Source organism: Mycolicibacterium smegmatis (assembly GCF_001457595.1).
Taxonomy (GTDB): domain Bacteria; phylum Actinomycetota; class Actinomycetes; order Mycobacteriales; family Mycobacteriaceae; genus Mycobacterium; species Mycobacterium smegmatis.
This window is the reverse complement of sequence record NZ_LN831039.1, coordinates 813,480-830,803: the sequence shown is the minus strand read 5'-3', so window position 1 is coordinate 830,803 and position 17,324 is coordinate 813,480. Positions and strand designations below refer to the sequence as shown.

General features: G+C 69.8%; 15 protein-coding genes. 10 read left to right on the top strand and 5 right to left on the bottom strand.

All coding sequences use genetic code 11. The annotated features are described in order from the left end of the window. Window positions 1–26: 26 nt before the first annotated feature. The 6 genes from AT701_RS03625 to AT701_RS03600 all read left to right on the top strand — a co-directional run bounded on the left by AT701_RS03625 (window position 27) and on the right by AT701_RS03600 (window position 4,582). A complete protein-coding gene (locus tag AT701_RS03625) occupies window positions 27–1,268 on the top strand; it encodes an MFS transporter (protein ID WP_223495317.1) in 1,242 nt (413 codons plus the stop codon). Window positions 1,269–1,320: 52 nt separating this feature from the next. Continuing rightward, on the top strand, window positions 1,321–1,860 hold the full coding sequence (locus AT701_RS03620) for a hypothetical protein (protein WP_003892129.1): 540 nt from the start codon (window positions 1,321–1,323) through the stop codon (window positions 1,858–1,860). 103 nt (window positions 1,861–1,963) lie between these two features. After that, window positions 1,964–2,587 (top strand): TIGR03085 family metal-binding protein, encoded by a 624-nt coding sequence (locus tag AT701_RS03615; RefSeq protein ID WP_058125201.1) that lies wholly within the window; start codon window positions 1,964–1,966, stop codon window positions 2,585–2,587. A 19-nt stretch (window positions 2,588–2,606) separates the two neighbouring features. Beyond that, window positions 2,607–3,539, top strand: coding sequence for an LLM class F420-dependent oxidoreductase (locus AT701_RS03610; protein ID WP_011727131.1), 933 nt, complete (start codon window positions 2,607–2,609; stop codon window positions 3,537–3,539). A 40-nt stretch (window positions 3,540–3,579) separates the two neighbouring features. Continuing rightward, entirely contained in the window at window positions 3,580–4,050 is a 471-nt protein-coding gene (locus tag AT701_RS35020; RefSeq protein WP_223495316.1) for a hypothetical protein, read from the top strand. Window positions 4,051–4,069: 19 nt separating this feature from the next. Continuing rightward, the gene (locus AT701_RS03600) at window positions 4,070–4,582 is read left to right on the top strand and encodes a hypothetical protein (RefSeq protein ID WP_003892125.1); all 513 of its coding nucleotides are present in this window, start codon (window positions 4,070–4,072) and stop codon (window positions 4,580–4,582) included. Between the two features lie 12 nt (window positions 4,583–4,594). On the opposite strand, the gene AT701_RS03595 is transcribed toward AT701_RS03600, so the two are convergent. Beyond that, window positions 4,595–6,445, bottom strand: coding sequence for an Hsp70 family protein (locus AT701_RS03595; protein ID WP_058125199.1), 1,851 nt, complete (start codon window positions 6,443–6,445; stop codon window positions 4,595–4,597). A gap of 55 nt (window positions 6,446–6,500) precedes the next feature. Beyond that, window positions 6,501–7,994, bottom strand: a complete 1,494-nt coding sequence (locus AT701_RS03590) for a dynamin family protein (protein ID WP_058125198.1) — start codon at window positions 7,992–7,994, stop codon at window positions 6,501–6,503. A 169-nt stretch (window positions 7,995–8,163) separates the two neighbouring features. Between AT701_RS03590 and AT701_RS03585 the strand changes: the two genes are divergently transcribed. Then, the gene (locus tag AT701_RS03585; RefSeq protein ID WP_058125197.1) at window positions 8,164–8,577 is read left to right on the top strand and encodes a phage holin family protein; all 414 of its coding nucleotides are present in this window, start codon (window positions 8,164–8,166) and stop codon (window positions 8,575–8,577) included. Then, the gene (locus tag AT701_RS03580) at window positions 8,567–8,908 is read left to right on the top strand and encodes a DUF3618 domain-containing protein (RefSeq protein ID WP_058125196.1); all 342 of its coding nucleotides are present in this window, start codon (window positions 8,567–8,569) and stop codon (window positions 8,906–8,908) included. The genes AT701_RS03585 and AT701_RS03580 overlap by 11 nt, the downstream gene beginning before the upstream one ends. A gap of 4 nt (window positions 8,909–8,912) precedes the next feature. Here AT701_RS03580 and iniA read toward each other — a convergent pair whose 3' ends face one another. From iniA to AT701_RS03565, 3 genes are all read right to left on the bottom strand, one after another. Beyond that, window positions 8,913–10,802 (bottom strand): isoniazid-induced dynamin-like GTPase IniA, encoded by a 1,890-nt coding sequence (iniA, locus tag AT701_RS03575; protein WP_197668917.1) that lies wholly within the window; start codon window positions 10,800–10,802, stop codon window positions 8,913–8,915. Window positions 10,803–10,889: 87 nt separating this feature from the next. After that, a complete protein-coding gene (locus tag AT701_RS03570; protein ID WP_029104149.1) occupies window positions 10,890–11,969 on the bottom strand; it encodes an IniB N-terminal domain-containing protein in 1,080 nt (359 codons plus the stop codon). Between the two features lie 281 nt (window positions 11,970–12,250). After that, the gene (locus AT701_RS03565; protein ID WP_058125195.1) at window positions 12,251–12,775 is read right to left on the bottom strand and encodes an Rv0340 family IniB-related protein; all 525 of its coding nucleotides are present in this window, start codon (window positions 12,773–12,775) and stop codon (window positions 12,251–12,253) included. A 218-nt stretch (window positions 12,776–12,993) separates the two neighbouring features. Between AT701_RS03565 and AT701_RS03560 the strand changes: the two genes are divergently transcribed. Continuing rightward, window positions 12,994–14,781 (top strand): Hsp70 family protein, encoded by a 1,788-nt coding sequence (locus tag AT701_RS03560; RefSeq protein ID WP_011727124.1) that lies wholly within the window; start codon window positions 12,994–12,996, stop codon window positions 14,779–14,781. Between the two features lie 14 nt (window positions 14,782–14,795). Then, window positions 14,796–17,306 carry an isoniazid response ATPase/transcriptional regulator IniR gene (iniR, locus tag AT701_RS03555; RefSeq protein WP_011727123.1) on the top strand — a complete coding sequence of 837 codons (2,511 nt, stop codon included), beginning with the start codon at window positions 14,796–14,798 and terminating at the stop codon, window positions 17,304–17,306. The last annotated feature ends 18 nt before the right edge of the window (window positions 17,307–17,324 follow it).

Genomic DNA, 17,324 nt, shown 5'->3' with positions numbered 1-17,324 from the left:
GGCGACCGACCCGGATCCGCTGGTACGTGGGCGCCCTCGTCTTCGTGATCTGCTTCGTGGCCTACCTGGACCGCATCGTGTTCTCGGTCTCGGCCACCTCGATCATGGAAGACCTGCACCTCACGCCAGTGCAGTTCGGCCTCATCACCACGCTGTTCAACGTGGGCTACTTCGTGTTCCAGATCCCCGCGGGCATATTCATCGAGCGGGCAGGCACCCGCCGCGCCATGACCGTGGCGTTGCTGCTGTGGTCGGTGTTCACGGGCATGACCGGCATCGCCAACGGCCTGCTGATGCTGGCGTTGAGCCGCTTGGCCTTCGGAGCCGGGGAAGCTCCCCTGTTCCCCACCGCCAACAGCATTTTCGCCAGGTGGTTCCCGCCACGGGAGCGCGGCAAGGCCACGTCCCTGATGAACTCGGGCGCTTTCCTCGGAACCGCGATCGGCGCGGTGCTCCTCGTGCCGATCATCGGCCACCTGTCGTGGCGCGGCGCATTCTTCACCTGCGCGGTCGTCGGCGGTGTCCTCACCGTGGCGTCGCACGTGTTCCTGCGCGATCATCCTGCACAGCACGCGAAGACCAACGATGCCGAGGTACGCCTGATCGAGGACGGCACCGACCTCCCGCCCACCTCGGGTGGCGCTCCATGGCGACTGTTCCTGCGACAGCGGTCTTTCTGGGCTCTGGCGGTCGGGTTCTTCGGAACGCTGTGGACCATCCAGTTCTTCGTCTACTGGCTGCCGTATTACCTGCAGCACGCGCTGGCCGTGCCATTCTCCGCGGTGGGCAGGTACACCAGCATCGCGTTCGCCTGCATCACGGTCAGTGTCCTCGTCGCCGGTCTGGTCAGCGACCGGTTGTTGCGCGCCGGGCGGTCGAGGTTCCAGGCGAGGAATCTGGTCGCGGTGGCGGGACTGACACTTGCCGCCGTGTGCCTGGTGGTGAGCCTGACCAGCGGCAGTGTGCTGGTCAGCGTGATCTGGCTGAGCGTCGCACTCGGTGGGGCGGGATTCGCGCAGACCCTGGCGTGGACCATCGCCACCGACATCGGGCGTGCCCACACCGCAGCGGTCGGCAGCTGGATGAACGCTTGGGGTTTCGTCGCCGCGGCCATTGTGCCCACGCTCGCGCCCGTGCTCGCCCGCGACCTGGGCTGGACCCCGGTGATTGTGGTCAACGCCGCCGTCGCGGTCGTGGGGATCGGCGGTTTCCTGCTGACCCGCACCAACCACCCGCTGCGCATAACGAGTTCGACGCAATTGTCGTGACACCGGCGCGCCGACGACATCTCCGTCACTTTCGCGGTGGAAAATCCGGGCGATGAAGGTGCGGTTGCTGCTCGGGTGTCTGCTGTCGGTGGGCGGGCTTCTCGTCGGATGCCATTCCGCGATCGAGGGCAAACCGGTGACCAAGGCGATCACGCCCATCGAGCCGAACTTCCCGACTCCCCGGCCGACCAGGTCGAGCCCCGCCCCCAGTTCGACCGTGGCCGCGCCACCGAGTGCGAAACCGCCGACGGGCGCGACCCCACTGCAGCCGCAGAACGGCTACGTCTTCATCGAGACCAAGTCCGGCAGGACACGCTGCCAGCTGTCCAAGCAGGATGTCGGCTGCGAGTCGGACTTCGCGAACGCCCCGGTGGTCGACGGCCTGCCCGCCAACGGCGTACAACTGAGTGCAAGCGGGAAGATGCGGTGGATCGTCGGCAACCTCGGCGCCATCCCCGCGGTGACGCTGGACTACAAGCGTTACAGCGCGCTGGGGTGGACGATCGATGCGAGCAGCGACGGTACGCGCTTCACCAATGACGGCACCGGCCACGGGATGGTTGTGGCCGTCGAAGGGGTACAGGTCTTCTGATTCAGACACGACGTCCTGCGGGAGGCAAAACACATGTCGGTGAGCGAAGAGCCGAAGGCGGATCGCGCATGTCGGTGAGCGAAGAGCCGAAGGCGGATCGCGCATGTCTGTAGCTCAGCGCGAACGCGCCGCACTCGTCGAGGCCATGCGGGCCACCGGACCGGACGCCCCCACGCTGTGTGAGGGCTGGACCACGCGGGATCTGGCCGCGCATCTGGTGGTGCGTGAGCGTCGTCTCGACGCCGCACCCGGAATCCTGGTGCCACAACTTGCCGGGTACACCGAGAAGGTGCAGCAGCAGGTCACCGATTCGACGGACTGGTCGGCGCTGCTGGAGCGCATCGCGTCCGGGCCTCCGCTGTTGTCGCCGTTCAAGCTGCTGGATCCATTGGTGAACGTCGCCGAGATGTTCATCCACCACGAGGATGTGCGGCGCGCCCAACCTGACTGGGAACCAAGGGTTCTCGACGACGAGACCGCCAATGCCGTGGCCCGGCAGGTGCCGATGATGGCGCGGATGACCATGGCGAAGTCCCCGGTCCGGGTGGCGTTGACCACCCCTGAGGGCAAGACGTTGGCCACCGCCGGAAAGGGCCCGGCCGTCACCGTGACCGGGGCGCCGGGTGAACTTCTGCTGTTCGTCGCGGGCCGCGATCAGGTGCGGGTCGAGTTCACCGGTGACGAGAACAGCATCGCCGCCCTGCGGGCCGCGCGCCGGGGCCTCTAGCTTCTATAGGCTGGGCCCCGTGGATTTCCGTGTCTTCGTCGAACCCCAGCAAGGTGCTACCTACTCCGACCAGCTCGCCGTGGCGCAGGCCGCCGAGCGGCTCGGTTATTCGGCGTTCTTCCGTTCCGACCATTACCTGAAGATGGCCGGTGACGGCCTGCCGGGCCCCACCGATTCGTGGGTGACGCTGGCCGGCATCGCGCGTGAGACCTCGACGATCCGGCTGGGCACCATGGTCACCTCGGCCACCTTCCGCTACCCGGGCCCGCTGGCCATCTCGGTGGCCCAGGTCGACGAGATGAGCGGTGGGCGTGTCGAACTCGGCCTCGGCGCCGGATGGTTCGAGGAGGAGCACCTGGCGTATGCCATCCCCTTCCCGCCGCTGGGTGAGCGTTTCGACCGGCTCACCGAGCAGCTTCAGATCCTCACCGGCATGTGGGGAACCCCGGTCGGCGACACCTTCGACTTCGCGGGCACGCACTACACGGTGAAGGATTCGCCGGGCCTGCCCAAGCCGGTTCAGACGCCGCATCCGCCGATCATCATCGGTGGCCAGGGCGCCAAGCGCACACCCGCGCTGGCCGCACAGTTCGCCTCCGAGTTCAACATCCCCTTCGTCCCGCTGGACACGCTCAAGACGCAGTTCGAGCGCGTGGCGGCCGCCGTCGAGGGTGCCGGGCGTTCCGCGGATTCGATGATCTACTCCGCGGCGTTCGTGCTGTGCGCGGGTGCCGACGAGGCCCAGATCGCCAAACGTGCCGCCGCGATCGGTCGCGAGGTCGACGAGTTGCGGAGCAATTCACCGCTGGTGGGCACCTCGACCGAGATCGTCGACAAGCTCGGCCCGTTCATCGAGGCCGGTGTCCAGCGGGTCTACCTGCAGGTGCTGGACATGAGCGATCTGGATCACGTCGAGTTCTTCGCCAACGAAGTGGTACGCCAGTTCAGTTGACGCGCGCCCACCACAGCACCCCGCACTAGTATCAGTGCGCGTGACCGCAGACCGAGATCGGCAAGGGCAGACAACCGAGGCGCCCTGGCATCACTCGACACCTGCGGTCCTCGGCGCCAGCGTGGCCGCGCTGGCGGTCATCGCACTGGTGGTGTGGGGTGTTGTGGCGCTCACGAGCGGCGCCGAGAACCCTCAGCAGGCGCCCCTCGATTTCGTAGAGCCGACGTACGCGTCGACCACGTCGAGCACGACGTCGTCCACGACGTCGACGATCACCAGCACCAGCCCGCCGGCGACCACCGATATCGGTCTTCCTCCGGAAGGCGCCGACCCATCGGGGACGGAGACGCCACCGTCGGAGGGCGAGGAGACCACGTCGGAGTCGTCGGCTCCCCGGACCCCGCCACGAACCCGGTCGCAGACCAGTGACGACGACGGCGAGACGTCGACGTCACGGAACCGGCCGCGCACCAACGTGACACGCACCCTGTATCCCGCCCCCGGCAACTGAGGCCACCTACTATCGGCGCGTGGCGAACAACTACTCCGACGACGAGCCCACCCAGTACGCCCACAGCTACGGCGGCGACTACGGGGCCGATTATGGGGCGTACCCGCCGCCCGACCAACCGCCGGCTCCCGAACCCGTTCCGTGGTACCGCAAACCCGCCGCGCTCGTCGGCCTGGGTGCACTCGGTGCGCTGATCGTCGCTCTGGTGATCTACGCGGTGATCCAGTTGTTCTCGTCGGATGACTCGTCGTCGACGACGTCGACCACCACCAGCACGACGTCGACCACCCCGGTCACCACATCGCAGGTCGCCCCGGTCGCCCCGGTGCCGACACGGACGGTGACCGAGACCTCGACGCCTGCGCAGACCACGGTCACCGAGACGGCGACGACGACCCCGCCGACCACCACCACCACGACCACCGCGCCCCCGACGACCTCGACAACCGTCGAGACCAGCACGTCGGTGGTGACGTCCACGGTCACCGAGACCACGACGGTCCCGGAGGAAGAGGGCGGCGAGCAGCCCTGACGGCTGCCGCGTCTACTCCGCCGGCTCCACCGGCGGCGTGGACGTCTCCGGAGCAGGCTCGGGCTCTGGTTCGGGCTCGAGTTGCGCCGTCGGTTCCGGATCAGAGATCGGTGACACCGTCGGTTCGGGTGAGGCCGTCGGTTCGGCCGAGGGCTGCGGCGCCTGAGTGGGGCCGGGCTCCTGCGTCGGCTCCGGCTCCGCGGTGGGCTCTGGTGTGGGTGACGCCGTAGCAGTGGGCTCAGGCGCCGACGACGGCGCAGCGGGAAGCACGAACGTCGGGATCGGCAGCCGCGGCAGTACCGGCCATTGCAGTGGGGGCGCCGCCGGTGCAGGGGCAGGCGCAGGTGCTGGGGCCGCGACTCGTGGCGCCTGCCGGGGTGCGGCCTGCGGGGCCACCTGCCCGCTCTGCACCAGGCGCGGCGCAGCGGCCGGGCGCGGGGCAGCCTGCGCGGGCGCCGCGGGTGCTCCCGGATCCTGGACCACCACGGTGCGGGTCGGCGGTGCGGGCAGCGATTGCGCCAGTGGGGATTCGGCGGGCACGGTCTGCGGCGCGAGCGGTGTGCTCGCCGCCGCCGCATCCAACCGGTCGGCGCGCACGGAGTAGACCAGGCCGGCGGTTCCGACGACGGCCAGGAACAGCGCGGCGTAGAACACCACCCCACCGCGCCGGTACCACGGCCGCGCAGGCTCCGGCGCGGCCTCGGGCGGCTCGGCGAAGATCAGATCGGGCCGCGCCGAACTCGCGGTGGGAACCTCAGGACCAGCAGCCTCATCACTCTCGTCGGCCGCCGACCACGCCAGGGGCGGCGCCCATCCCGTGGTGGCGACAGCTTCTGTCGCGGAAGCCGGCTCGGTTGCGGGCGGGATGACGCGGCGGGTCACGGTCTGGTCTTCGCCGCGGTGTGCCAGCAGCGCGGCGCCGGTCGCGGCGATCACCTGCGACTGCACCACGGTGGTCACCGGCATCCGGAATTCCTCGGAGAGCCGTTGTGTGACAACGGGAATGCGTGCCCCGCCGCCGACGGTCACCAACGCCGCGAGCTGGGCCGGGTGCACGCCGTTGCGGCGCAGCAGGTCGTGCAACGCGTCGATCACGCCGCTGAGCGGCTGCGCGACAACGGCTTCCACGTCGGCACGGGTCAGCCGCATGGTGTTGCCGGGCCCGGCCAGACCGGTGGCCGCCTCGTAGCTCAGGCGCTCCTTGGCCGACCGGCACTGCTCGCGCAAGGCGGCCAGTGTCGAAACCGCCGCGGTGCCCGCGGGTTCGGCGTCCAGATCGGCCAGGACACGGCGCAAGATCTCCTGGTCGATCAGGTCTCCCGAGAAGTCCTCGTGGCGGACCGTGGCCAGTGGGGCGAACCCACGCGCGGCGTCGGCCAGGGTGAGGCTGGTACCCGTCGCCCCGAAATCGCACAACGCGACGATCCCGCGTGCCGGCAGACCGGGGTACGTCTGGATCGCGGTCAAGGACGCCACGGCGTCGGACACCACGCGGACACCGGGCATCGCGGCCCGGACCGCGTCGAAGGCCGCCGGGTGCCAGTGCGCCGGGACCGCCACCACCTGGTTCTCGGGGTGGCGGCCCGGCGCCGCCAGCCGGCCCATCGCCCCCACGGCAGCTGCCAGCAGTTGCTCGGCACGGTGGGCGGATCCGTCGGCCGCGATCAGCGGCACCGGGTCGCCGACACGCGCGACGAAGTCGGAGATGGTCAGCCCGTCGCAGGCACTTCCGTCCGGTGGCCCACCGACCTCGGGTCCGCGATGTGGGAACAACGTCAGGACCGCACGCCGGATCACCGGCGACTGGTCGGCGACTGCCACCAGGTTCGTCGTCCCGACGGACAACCCCAGGCAATCACGCATACCCGTATGTCGTCGGACGGGCCCGATTCGTTAAGCCGGCCGGTCATCCGGCCTGTCAGCGCTGACGCGCGGCGTATTCGGCGACCAGCGCCTCGGCGCTGCGCACCGCGGCCCGGCACGCGCGGGTGGTGAACGGATCGTTCAGCGGATGCTCGGCACGTCGTCGCCAGCGCTGCGCGGCCGCGAACGCCGCACGCGGTCCGTCGTACGGCGCGTCGGGGGTCAGGCCGAGACGACTCGCGGCGTCGGTGCCCGAGCCGCCGATGATGCGGCGCAGCGAGGCCATCTCGTCCTCGTTGAGCGTGGTCGGACGTGACCTCAGCTGGCTCAGCAGCCGCAGTTCCTCGAACGCATGGGTGTCGGCCAGCAGCGGTTCGATGTCAGCCAGGATGTAGGGCGTCGCGTAGATGGGGTTGTGCTGCACGAACTGCCGCAACGAAAGCAGGGCGGTGTGGGCCTTGAGCAGCTCCGACCGCTGCGCGAACTGCTGGTCGATGACGTCGCGCAGCGCGATCAGGCCGCTGCGTTCGAGCAGTTCGTCGGCCAGCGCCACCGAATCGGACACCCCGGCGCGCAGCACCGCGATCGAGATCCGGATCCCGAACATGCCGAACCGGTCCAGCAGCGCCGCCCGCGTCGCGGCATCCACGGGCAGTGCGCTGTCCTCTCGGACGAAGCGGTCGACCGACAGCATGGCCTTGGCCAGTTCGGCCGGGTCGACACCGGCCAGCTTCTCGAGCGCGACGAACTCGCTCTGCCGCAGCGTGCGGGCGGTCACCGCGAGCAGCCCGGACACCGGCACGACGGCCTGGCAGATGCCGGTCTTGTCCATCTCGGCGGTGAACCGCTTGGCGACGTCCTTCGCCGACATCATCGCGTCGATGCGGCCCGCCCCGATCTCGTCGGCGCGCGACGCGACGCCGATGACGCCGAGCGCCCCGGACGAGCCACCGACGAGTTCGCCGATCTGCTTGAGCAGCGCGATGTCGGCGGCGTTGAGGGTGCGCAGCAAGAACACCACGGCGTCGACGCGGGGCACGCCGTCGTCGGGCACCAGCAACCGGTAGGTGCGTTCGGAGACGTCCTGCGACAGCGACGACGTCCCCGGGGTGTCGATGATCGTGGTGTCGATGAGTTCGACGGCGGGCCACTCGACGTCCAGGTCCAGGATCTCGCCGGGGTCCAGGCCGTCGAAGCGGAACGTCAGGCCGCGGTCGTGGGGGTCGCGCACGATCGGAACGTTGAACCGCCGGCCGCCGCGGTGGTTGGCGGTCACCTTGGGCGTCGGGCCGTGCCGGAACCACGTGACGATCCGGGTGGCCTCCGTGGCATCAGTCGGGGCGATTTCCTCGCCGAGCAGCGCGTTGACCAGCGTCGACTTGCCGGCTTTGAGTGTGCCTGCCAACGCGATGCGGATCGGCTGGTTGAGCTGCCACCCGATGCGCTCGAGCTCGTTGTGCACGTCGGGGCGGTGACGGTATGCCGGATCGCCACGATATGCCTGGACGGTGCCGCGCAGGATCGCGCGCACCTGATCCCCCGTGCTCACGCTGCGGAGTCCAACCTTTCCAACGACCGGCGGTTAACTCTTCGAGCTTAGGTCGTGGGTCGCCCCTCCAACGCGGGCCCGACGGTTTGATCACCGGCACCGCCGGGAAGCCTGCCGGCAGTGCAGCGTGACGGCTGTTCGTGCGAGGCGAGACGAAGCGAGACGAGAGATGCAACCGAAACCCACTGTCGACACGCCGATCGGCGAACTGATGAGCCAGCTATCGGCACAGACCTCGCGGCTGGTCCGCGACGAGATGCGTTTGGCGCAAAAAGAATTCACCGAGTCGGCCAAGCATGCCGGCATCGGCGCGGGCCTGTTCAGCGCCGCGGGACTGATCGCGGTGTTCGGTCTCGCCGGTGTGGTGACCGCGGCGATCGCCGCGCTGGCCTTGGCACTTCCGGTGTGGGCCGCGGCGCTGATCGTCGCGGTCGTCCTGTTCGCGATCGCCGGGATCACCGCTCTGATCAGCAAGAAGCAGATCGATCAGGCGTCACCGACCCCCGAGATGACGGTCGCCAACGTCAAACAGGACATCCACGAGGTCCAGGACGAAGTGAGGACAGGTCGCCATGGCCAGTGAAAACACCGACAACACCGACAAGCCCACGAATCTGCGACCCGAACCAGGTCCCGACGCCGGGGTGGCCGAGATCCAGGCCGACATCGAGAAGACCCGCGACGAACTCGGACAGACCGTGGAGGCCCTGGCAGCCAAGACCGACGTCAAGGCCCGCGCCCACGACAAGGCCGCCGAGACCAAGGAGCGTGTCGCCGAGAAGGCGCACACCGCGCAGGCCGCGACGCGCGATGCGCTCACCGATGACCGGGGCGCGGTCAAGCCCGTGATCCCCATCGCGGTCGGGGTGCTCGCCGTCGTGGTCGGCGTCGTGCTGTGGCGCCGCCGGCACTGAGTGTTCAGGCCGTACTCGGTGCCGGGTCCTGCGCGAGTTTGGCGGCGTGGTCGACCACCTGCTTGAGGATGTTCTGCTGGCGCTCGAGTTCCTTGACACGCGTATTGCGTTCGGCTTCCTCGACTTTCGCGGCGGCGATCGCAGCTTGCAGTGACTCGTTGAGCGAGCGCGTGGTCTGGTTCGCGATCTCGCGGTAGTGGTCGCGCAACTGGCGCTGGATGCCCTTGAGCCTGTCGCGGGACTCCTTGCCGACGACGAACGCCACGTCGTCGACGAACTTGCGCACGTTGGCCTTGGCCTCGTTGCGCACGCGCAGCATGCGGTTCTCCATGTCCTCCTTGTAGGCCTTGCGCCCCAGCACGAAACCCGCGCCGAGCGACAACGGGTTGAACATGCCCAGACCCGCGAACGAGGTCAGCATGCCGAACATCAGCACGCCGCCGTACGAGCCACGCATCCCGGTGACCACCTTGTGGCCGATCTTGATCGGCTTGGCCTCAAGTCGCGCCAGTGAATTCAGTTCCCCGAAGCCCGCTCCCATGTCACGCGCGTCGATCTGCGGCATCTGAACCGCATCCAGACCGGCCTCGGTGAAGGTCCGCGCCACCTCGGCCGCCAGCGCCTCGGCGCGTTGATAGGCCCATACGAAGTTGTCCCCGGCCGCCGTGGCGACCGCGTCCTCGAGTTCGGCGCCGATCTCGGCCCAGTGCAGCGTGGGATCGCAACCGTCGATCACCTTTTCGGTGTGTGCGGCGATGATGCGGAACCGGTGCCGCAGGTCGTGGTCGACGTCGGCGGTCAGATCGGCGATGCCGTCGCTGAGCACCTGCTGCCACAACGCGGTCTGCTGCAACGCATCCTGGGCCTCCTGCTTGCGTCGCTCCAACTCGGCGGTGAGGCGTTCCCGCTCCCCCGGGTCGTTGAACGATGACAGTTCCGATTCCACGGCCAGCAGCAGATGTTCTGCCGCTGAACGGATCTCATCGACGATCTGGTCGCGGATACGGTCGTTCTGCCGGGACAGCACATGCTCGGAGAGGAACTTCACGATCGCCGGGAAGTTCGATTCCTCGTTGAGTTCCTTGTCGTTGAGCGAGATCGCGTGGCTGCGCAGCACCGACGACGCCGGGATCACCGGGACGTTGAGCCCGGCCCGCTGCAGGTGCGCGATGTTGGCGTCGACGATCTGGCGCCAGTGCGGGTACAGGTCGGTCTTGGTCGCGACGATCGCGGCCACCGGGCAGATCTCGAGGGCCTGCCGGATGAACTTCATCTCCGGCTCGGTGAACTCCTGGCTGGTGTCGCTGATCATCAGCATGGCGTCGGCGTCGGGCAGCAGACCCAGCGTCGCCGACAGGTGGGGTTGGCCGTGTCCGCCCACACCGGGGGTGTCGACGAACGCCAGGCCACCTTTGAGCAGCGGGCTCGGCGCGGTGACCTCGACGCGCAGCACCTGGCGGCCACTGGCCTGCGGTGCCCGGCGCAAATCGGTGGTGACCTCGGACGGCGGGATCTCGATCAGTTCGGGTTCGGCGCCGTCGGGACGGGCCACCACCAGTCGCGCCGAGGCCTGCTCGCCGTAGGACACCACGGTCGCGAGCACGGTGCTCTCGTCGTCACCGACGCGCGCCACCGGGATGTTGAGCAGCGAGTTGAGCAGCTGGCTCTTGCCCTGCTTGAGCTGCCCGGCGATGACGACGCGGATCTGCGGATCGCTGATCCTGGCCTTCGCGGCACGCAGCCGTTCCACCAGGTCGGCGCGGTCCTTGGCGGCGGCGATGGCGCTGGTGTGGTCGATGAGCTCGACGATCACCTTGACAGGTCTGGCCGGCCCGCCGGCCGAAACCGGACTGGCCGGCCCGCCGGCCGCCCCCGGATCACTGGGCTGCGTCATGAAGCTTCCCTCCTGCAGACGTCAACGGTAGGCATACGCACCGAGCGGGGGCCACCACTTCGGGTGGCCCCCGCGGGGGTGCTGGTCTCAGAACGCGTCGAGCTCGAGGCTGGGCGACGCGACGTTGGTGTCGATGTCGGTCGTGTCGTAGCTGTTGCCCGAGGCCAGCGCGGTGTTGGTCTCGTTGCCCGATCCGAACGCGGTCTCGTTGCCCGAGGCGATCGCGGTCTGGTTGCCCGAACCGATGCTCGACTCGTAGGTCGACGAGTTGTCCGTGTAGCTGGTGTGGGTGTCGTACTCCACCGCGGAGCTCACCGAGTTGTCCTGCGTGTTGTCGCTGCCCCAGTCGCCACCGACCGAGGTCTGGTCGCCGCCGACGTAGTTGGAGCTGGCGTCGGTCAGGATGATCGACCCGCCGTTGCCTCCGTCACCGCCGGACGCGCCGCCGCTGCCGATCCCGATCAGGCTGTCACCGCCGCTGGCACCGCCACCGTGGCCGCCGCTCATGTCGACGTCGCTGATGACCGGGCCGTCGTTGCCCGAGATCAGGTCACCGCCCGCGGTCTGCGAGTTGTCCTCGATGTCGTTGTCCTTGCCCACCGCGACGTTGGACCCGGCGCCGGCCAGGATGTCGCCGTTGTTGGTGGTGTTGCCGTCACCCAGGACCGCGCCGTCACCGCTGACGATGTCACCGGCGTTGTCCCCGTCGACCACCACGCCGCCGTTGGTGGCGGTGTTCGTGGTCTTGTTGCCCAGGGTGATGTCACCGAAGCCCAGGTTGAACGCACCCTGTTGCGCGTTGGCGCCGGCGTCCTGGTTGGGGCTCATGATCGGGGTGTTGTTGTGGCTCGCCAGATCGGTGTTGTTGTGGCTGGCCACCTCCGGCGCGAACTGGGTCTGCGGCGAGAACGGCGAGGCGATCGGCGCCGCGAACTGAGCGGGGATGTTGTGGTGGTCGGCGACCGCGCGCTGCAGGCCCACGACCGGGTTGCCGCCGCCGAGCAGCACACCGGCAGGGGCCGCGGTGGCCGCAACGGCGTGCAGCTGGGCGGCCGTCACGTTGGGCAGGCCCGCATCGCGCAGGCTGCCGTCCGGGTCGGCGATGAATGCGGCCGCCGAGGCCGGGCTGCGGAACAGGTCGAGGATGAAGTCGATCAGAGAGGTCATTGCTCCAACCTTTCAGGTGTTTCTGGGAGGTCCTCGTGAGTTCTTTGTGAGGTTCTCCGCCGGGCTCTCCGGCGATCTGCACACCACGCTATGGACCGGCGAAGCCCCCGGAAACGGGGCTCGATCCCCTCGTGCGCGCCGCCCGCCCCGGGGTGGGGCCACCGATCCCATTAGGGGGTTAGGGGGTCACTAGGGCATCGCATCAGCAAACACAAAAAACAAAAAAGACGCATGACCTAACTGGTCATGCGTCTTTTCAGTGAATGCTGAGGGCGGGCGGATCAGTCGAAGATGTCGAGCCCGGAGAGGTCGTCCCCATGATCCCCCATATCGGGGTGTTCGGGGATGACGGGCTGCCCCCAGTCGGTACCGAACACGGGGTCTTCGACCTGCAAGGGTTCGACGACCGGTGGGTCGATCTCGGGGGTTGTCGCCGATACCGCCTCGGCCGGCCCGGACAGTGCGTCGGCCCCAGCCGGTTCGGGATCGGCCGGCGCGTGGATGACCTGGCCACCGCTTCCGGTCTCGAAGGGCACATGGTCACCGAACGCGTCGAACGCCGCGGTCGCGGCCCCGGATGCCCAGACGTTGTCGGCCGGTTCGGCGCCGTAGGCGTCGAGGCCCCCGGTGGCCGCACCGACGGACAGCGACTCCGACACCACAGGGATCAGGTTGTCGACGTCAACACTGGTCACGCCGTTGAGATCGGCGTCGGCGATGGCCTGCGCCGGGTCGGCCGCATAGCGCGCCGCAGCCTCCGGATCACGCACCAGCGACATGACGAAATCGAGCAGTGTATTTGCCATGACACCTCTCATTCGCTGGTCGATCACTGGTGGCTGCTGTCGCTGACGATGCTATCCAGCAACCCCGCGGCGGGAATCGGTGCCGAACCCACCTCCGGCGGCGGCGCGTTAGGGGACGCGCCGTTAGGGGATCGACGCCACTAGGGGATCAATCACGGGCGGCGCAGGTCCGAGCCGCTAAGGTGAGGACGGCCCAGACAACACAGGAGTGACGCCTGATGACCGACTCACTGGGGTTGTCGATCGGAATAACCAATCTGGTGGCAGCCCGTGAGGGCCGCGCACCGGTGGTCCGCCGATCGATCCTCAATCTGTACCGCGACCGCGCCCCGGAGGTCGGCGAACTCGGCGGTGACGGCCTGGCGCTCACCGGCTTCGTCGAGCGTACCGGCGATCCGGTGCCGATCGTGGCGGCCGACGGTTCGCAGCACCGTGGCGAATTGGCGCTCGCCGAGGCGCTCGACGCGATGGCCCGCGAGGTCGGCGGAGGCGCTCCCGTCGCGATCGCGACCCCCGCCTACTGGGGTCCCGCCGCGTTGGGCGCGCTGCGCGGCGCGCTGCGCAACAAGCCCGCATTCGCACCCGACGGCATCCCCGCCGCGCTGGTTCCCGATTCGATGGCCGCGTTGGCCGCCCTGAAGGCCGACCCCGGTCTTCCCGCCGACGGTGTCGTGGTGCTCTGCGATTTCGGTGGCAGCGGCACCAGCGTGACACTCGCCGACGCCGCCGCGGATTACGCGACGCTCGGCCAGACGGTGCGTTACCCCGAGTTCTCGGGTGACCAGATCGACCAGGCGCTGCTCAACCATGTCCTCACCGGTATCGCCGCGGCGAACGACGCCGATCCGGCGGGTACCGCCGCGGTGGGCTCGCTGGCCCACCTGCGCAGCGACTGCCGCAATGCCAAGGAGGCGTTGTCGGCTGACACCGTTGCGACGATCTCGGCCGACCTGCCCGGCTACACCTCGGAGGTCCGCGTCACCCGCCCCGAGTTGGAACAGTTGATCTCCGCACCGCTCGACGGGTTCCTCAACGCGGTCGAAGACACCCTGCAGCGCAACAACATCGCCCTGTCCAGCGTGACGGCCGTGGCGACCGTCGGCGGCGGTGCGGCGATTCCTTATGTGACGCAACGGCTTTCCGAGCGACTGCGGGCACCCGTGGTGACCTCGCCGCAGCCACAGCTTGTCGCGGCGGCCGGCGCGGCACTGCTCGCCGACCGCGCCGTCGACGCCGGGGCACCCACCGGCCTGGCACCGGGGGTGGCCGCCGCGGATGCGCCGACCGGGTTGGGCCCCACGGCCGCGCTGGGGGCGGCAGGCGCCGCGGGAACCGACGGCCCGGAATCGTCGACGTTCCGCGCGTTGGCCTGGTCGGAAGACGACGCGCCTGCGGGCGAGCCGGTGCCCTACGCCGGCCCCGACTACGAGACGCAGGCGGGCGCGACGGCGGCCCGGCCTCCCGTGGAGTTCAGCCACGAAGAGGAGATGTACGACGCCGGGCCCGCGCCGCTGCCCTGGTACAAGCGGCCGCCGATCCTGTTCGGCGCGGCCGCGGTGGCCGCGCTCCTGGCCGCGGGCGGTCTTGCCGTCACGCTCACCAGCACGTCCGGCGACTCGACGCCGGTCACCGAGACCAGCACCACCTATTCCATGGGCCCGTCACCGGAAGGTCCACCGCCCGAGCCCGTCACCACTGTGACGGTCGGCCCCGACGGGCAACAGACCACGACCGTGGTGGTGCCGCCTCCGGTCACCACCACGACGACCGAGCCCACGTCGACCACCAGTCCGACGACCACCACCACGACGACGACCACCACGACCACGACGACCACCACCACGACCACACCGACGACGACGCGGACCACCACCACGCAGCCGACGACCACAGCGCCGACCACCACGGCGCCGCCGACCACCACGCAGGCACCGATCACCACCACCACGGTCGAGATCCCCGACGTCCCGGACGATCCTGACGTTCCCGACGACGGCGGCGCCTGACGCGGCGGACCGTCATGGCCAACCCGGCACCGGAACACGCGGTCGACCTGCCGCGGGCTGTCCAGGAAATGCTCGCCGGGGTACCGTCGCGACCCGCGAAGCTGCTGGTGTCCGGTGGGATCGGGACGGGCAAGAGCACCGTGCTCGCGGCGGTGCGGGCGACGCTGCGCGAGGCGGGCCGCACCGTGCTCACCCGGCCGCCGCGACCCGACGACGATCAGGGCGCCGTGTTCGTCATCGACGACGCGCATCATCTCGCCGACGATGAGATCGACTGTCTGACAGAGCGATCCACCGATCCGTCGTCGACCGTGGTGGTCGCCGCCGAACCGCTCGCACACCGGCCGGTGCTGCGGGCCCTGGCGACCGCGCTGGAGCGGGAGAACCCGATCGTGGCGCTGGGGCCGATGTCGACGGCCGAGGTCGGCCGCCTCCTGACGGCCACCCTGGGTTCTCCGCCGCCGCCGGACACGGTGCGCGCGGTGCTCGCGGTCACCGCGGGCCTGCCGTTTCTGGTGCGGGCGGTCGCCACATCGGCCGCCGAACCCGAGGAGGCCGCCCGCTACGCCCTGATCGAACGGGTGCGCCATCTCGGCGAACAGACCCGCGACACCTTGTTGCTCACGTCGTTGAGCCTGGATCTCGGACCCGACGACGTCGCGGGCGCGCTGCGCGTCAGCGGCACCGACGCCTCGGTGCTCGTGGACCGCGCCAGGGCCGGCGGACTGGTCGAACCGGCCTACGACAAGAGGTTCCTGCGCCTGGTGCACACCAGCGTCGCGCAGATCGCAGGCACGTCACGCCACCACGACATCGAGATCGCACTGCTGCACTCGCAGCTCGAAAAGGCCACGCTGTCACCGGAACTCGCGGTGCGGCTGGCCGAGCACGGCGTGCGCGACGATCGGCTCGCCGCGGCACTCACCGATCACGCGGTTCAGGTGCGGGGCCAGCCGGCGCGCGCGGCCCGGTTGTACCGCGCCGCGGCACGTGCGGGTTCGGCTGCGCTCAACGCGCGACTGGCCGACGCGCTGGCGTTGTCGGGTGACTGCGCGACGGCGGGCCGCATGGCCGACGACCTGCTCAGCTCCGACGACCCCGCCGAACGCGCGGCCGCGGTGCGCATCGCCGCGAGCATCGCGATGCACGACGGCAGCGCCGCTCAGGCCGCCGACCTGTTCCGCTGGCTCGGCCCCTACCCGGATGCCGCGGTCGGCTCGGCAGGCACGGTGGCGCTGCTCGCCGCGGGCGACGCCGAAGCCGCGCGGGCCGCCCTGAACACCGAGCTGTCCGGCCCGCCGACCTCGGCCGCACGCGCGGCCCGCAGCCTGGCCGAAGGCCTGGTGGCCTCACTGGACCAACCGTTCACGACGACGGTCGCGCGGCTCGGGCAGGCCGTCACCGCCGACCCGCACACCGACAGTGTCGGCCCTGACACCCCGGCGGCGCTGGTGGCCCTGGCGGCGCTGCACGGCGGTGACTCGGTCCGTGCGCGCAGCGTGATCGGGCGCGCGGTGCGGACCGGGGCGCCCGGCGCCGAGAACGGGACACCGCCGCCCGCACCCTTCTGGGCTGCGCGCCACCGGCTGCTGCTCGGCTGGGTCAAGATGCTCGACGGTCAGCTGACCGCCGCGGGCGCCGACGTGTCCGCGGTCGAGTCGGGCCCGCCGTTGCACCGCCGCGACGCGCTGTGGGCCGCGGCGCTGCGCACCGCGATCGCCCGGCGCAGCGGAGACAGCGGCGCGATCCAGCGGCACTGGTTCGCCGCGATGGAGGTGCTCGCCGAGTACTCGATCGACCTCTATTCACTGCTCCCGCTCGGCGAGTTGTGGGTCGCCGCGGCCCGGATGCGCCGGATCGACCGCCTCGAACACCCGTTGGCCGAGGCGTTCGGGCTGCTCGATGCGCTGGGCAAGCCCGTGTTGTGGTCGATGCCGTTGCACTGGGCCGGCGTGCACGCGGGGATCCTCGCCAACTCGCCGGGCGCGGTGGCGCCGCACGGACAGGCGCTCACCGCTGCGGCCGGCCACAGCCCGTTCGCCCGCGCGCTGGCCGGGGCGGGCCGGACCTGGCTGCGGGTGCTGGCCAATCACGTCGATGTCGACGAGGTGGCGGCGGCCGCACGCGGGTTGGCGCAGTTCGGGCTGACCTGGGATGCCACGCGCCTGGCGAGTCAGGCCGCGTTGCAGACCTCAGATGCGCGGGTGTCGCAGGCGATGCTGCAGTTGGCGCGCGATCTCAAACAGTCCGGGGCCGCCGACGACGTGTCGGCGCCGGAGACGCCGCGGGCGCCGGTGGCGACGCAGGCCGGTGCCCCGGCCGGGTCCGCGCGCCTGTCCGACCGCGAGCGGGAGGTGGCCGAGTTGTTGCTGCTCGGCATGCCGTACCGCGACATCGGCAACCAGCTGTTCATCTCGGCAAAGACCGTGGAGCACCACGTGGCCCGCATCCGCCGCCGGTTGGGCGCGGAATCGCGGTCCGAGATGCTGTCGATGCTCCGGGCCATGTTCTCCCCGCAAGGCTGACTTTTCGCCGCGTTTCCG

Coding starts and splice junctions, on each gene's coding strand:
- AT701_RS03565 (WP_058125195.1), bottom strand. CDS start 12,775: ATGGCAAATACACTGCTCGATTTCGTCATGTCGCTGGTGCGTGATCCG.
- AT701_RS03580 (WP_058125196.1), top strand. CDS start 8,567: ATGGCCAGTGAAAACACCGACAACACCGACAAGCCCACGAATCTGCGA.
- AT701_RS03570 (WP_029104149.1), bottom strand. CDS start 11,969: ATGACCTCTCTGATCGACTTCATCCTCGACCTGTTCCGCAGCCCGGCC.
- AT701_RS03615 (WP_058125201.1), top strand. CDS start 1,964: ATGTCTGTAGCTCAGCGCGAACGCGCCGCACTCGTCGAGGCCATGCGG.
- AT701_RS03585 (WP_058125197.1), top strand. CDS start 8,164: ATGCAACCGAAACCCACTGTCGACACGCCGATCGGCGAACTGATGAGC.
- AT701_RS03620 (WP_003892129.1), top strand. CDS start 1,321: ATGAAGGTGCGGTTGCTGCTCGGGTGTCTGCTGTCGGTGGGCGGGCTT.
- AT701_RS03560 (WP_011727124.1), top strand. CDS start 12,994: ATGACCGACTCACTGGGGTTGTCGATCGGAATAACCAATCTGGTGGCA.
- AT701_RS03595 (WP_058125199.1), bottom strand. CDS start 6,445: ATGCGTGATTGCCTGGGGTTGTCCGTCGGGACGACGAACCTGGTGGCA.
- iniR (WP_011727123.1), top strand. CDS start 14,796: ATGGCCAACCCGGCACCGGAACACGCGGTCGACCTGCCGCGGGCTGTC.
- iniA (WP_197668917.1), bottom strand. CDS start 10,802: ATGACGCAGCCCAGTGATCCGGGGGCGGCCGGCGGGCCGGCCAGTCCG.